Origin of the sequence: Kitasatospora sp. NPDC093558, from assembly GCF_040683475.1 — a bacterium.
Classification (GTDB): Bacteria; Actinomycetota; Actinomycetes; order Streptomycetales; family Streptomycetaceae; genus Kitasatospora.
The window spans coordinates 1-1,788 of record NZ_JBFBDY010001001.1 but is presented as its reverse complement, the minus strand read 5'-3'; the positions used below and the strand labels follow the sequence as shown (position 1 = coordinate 1,788).

Sequence of the window (1,788 nt, the reverse complement as noted above, 5' to 3'; positions counted from 1 at the left end):
GGGAGCGCACGTGGGCGTGCTGGTCGGCGCTGAGGGTGAGGCCGACCGCCCGTCGGACGCCCGTCTCTTCGGCGGCCGTCCGCAGCAGGCTGCCCCAGCCGCAACCGATGTCCAGCAGTCGGGTGTTCGCCGTGATGCCTGCTTGGTCGAGGTGGTAGCGGAGCTTGGCGTGCTGGGCCTTCACCAGCAGGTCGGTGCACGCGGGTGAGCCGGCGATGCCGTCCCACAGGGCGCAGGAGTACGTGAGGTCGGGATCGAGCCACAGGGCGTAGAACTCGTTGCCGATGTCGTAGTGGGCCTCGATGTCCGCAGCGGTGGCCCCTGCGCGCTGGCGCTGGTCGGTCTGGCTGTTCACCGGCCGCCTTTCTCGTCGTGCCGAATCTCGTCGCACCGGATCTCGTCGTACCGAATCTCGCCGTACCGGATCTCGTCGTGCCGAACGGATGAACCCGGGCCGGCGGGCGGAGCCGCGGGAGCGGCTTCTCTCCACCGCTCGAACAGACGGCTGGAGCGTTCGGCCCTCCTCTGCAACTCGTCCAGGTGCCGGCCGATGCGGTCACGGGCCTGCTCGCCCGCGGAGCCGAGACTGGGGCGGGTCAGCACGCCGAGGGCGCGCAGCAGCGGCCGCAGCACGTGACGGTGGTGGACGTCGAGGTTGTAGATGCCGGATGCGGCGATCCGCAGGGCGCGCTGCCGGAAGCCGGGAATGGTGGTGCCCGGCATGTCGAAGGCGCAGATGGCGTCGGCCAGGGCGCAGACGGCGCCGTCGGGGTCCAACTCCATCGCGGTGGTGTACAGGTCGCGGTAGAAGATCATGTGGAGGTTCTCGTCGGCGGCGATCCTCGTGGTCAGCTGACGGGCCACCGGATCGGTACAGGCCAGTCCGGTGTTGCGGTGCGCCTCGCGGGTGGCCAGTTCCTGGACGGTGACGTAGGCCAGGCCGTGCAGCAGGGAAGCGTGGTTGCTGGTGTAGCCGGTGGACACGTGCCGCATGCGCTGGTGCTCCAGGGCGATGGGGTCCACGCAGCGCCGGGCGTGGAGGTAGCCGCGCAGCGCCTGGGCGTGGCGGTCTTCCTCGGCGGTCCAGCGGTGCACCCACGCACCCCAGGCGCCGTCGCGGCCGAACTGCGTGGCGATCTCGAAGTGGTAGCTGGGCAGGTTGTCCTCGGTCAGCAGGTTGATCGTCAGCGCGTCCGCCACGGCCTGCGGGAGCCCGGACTGCTCGGCCCGCCAGGGAGTGCCGTCCAGCGGGCCGTCGAAGTCGGTGGCGTGGCTCCAGGGGATGTAGGCGTGGGGGAACCAGACCGGTGCCGCGGCCAGGTGGCGGTCGAGGAGCCTGGCCACGGTCGGTTCCAGCTCTGTCAGGAGGTCGAGAGGAGGGGTCATCGCAGACTTCCGGGCATCAGGGGGCGGCGAGCAGCAGGACCGCGTTCTGCCCGCCGAAGCCGAAGGAGAAGCTCAGGGCGGTGTCCGAGGAGACGGGACGCGGTTCTCCGGCGACGATGTCGATCTCGTGGTCCGTGTCCTGCTCCTGGAAGTTCGCCACCGGTGGCACTTTCTGGTGGCGGAGTGCGAGGACGGTGTAGGCGGCTTCGATGGCCCCGGCCGCACCGAGGGAGTGGCCGATGACGCCCTTGGGGGCGGTGACCGGTGGCATGCGGTCCCCGAACACCCGCGTGAGGGCGGCTGCTTCGAGCGCGTCGTTCCTGGGAGTGGAGGTGCCGTGCGCGTTGATGTGCCCGATGTCGTCCGGCCGGCATCCGCCGTCTTTGAGGGCGGCGTCGATGG

The 1,788-nt window shown here is 70.5% G+C and carries 2 protein-coding genes and 1 pseudogene; all 3 read right to left on the bottom strand.

The window, feature by feature from the left end; genetic code table 11:
- Nucleotides 1-355, bottom strand: a 355-nt coding sequence (locus AB0O00_RS37845; protein ID WP_363659229.1) for a class I SAM-dependent methyltransferase, incomplete at its 3' end; no start/stop codon positions are given.
- Nucleotides 352-1,386 (bottom strand): acyl-ACP desaturase, encoded by a 1,035-nt coding sequence (locus AB0O00_RS37840; protein WP_363659228.1) that lies wholly within the window; start codon nucleotides 1,384-1,386, stop codon nucleotides 352-354. The genes AB0O00_RS37840 and AB0O00_RS37845, both read right to left, overlap by 4 nt.
- 16 nt (nucleotides 1,387-1,402) lie before the next feature.
- A pseudogene (locus tag AB0O00_RS37835) lies at nucleotides 1,403-1,788 on the bottom strand (3-oxoacyl-ACP synthase); the annotation flags it as partial.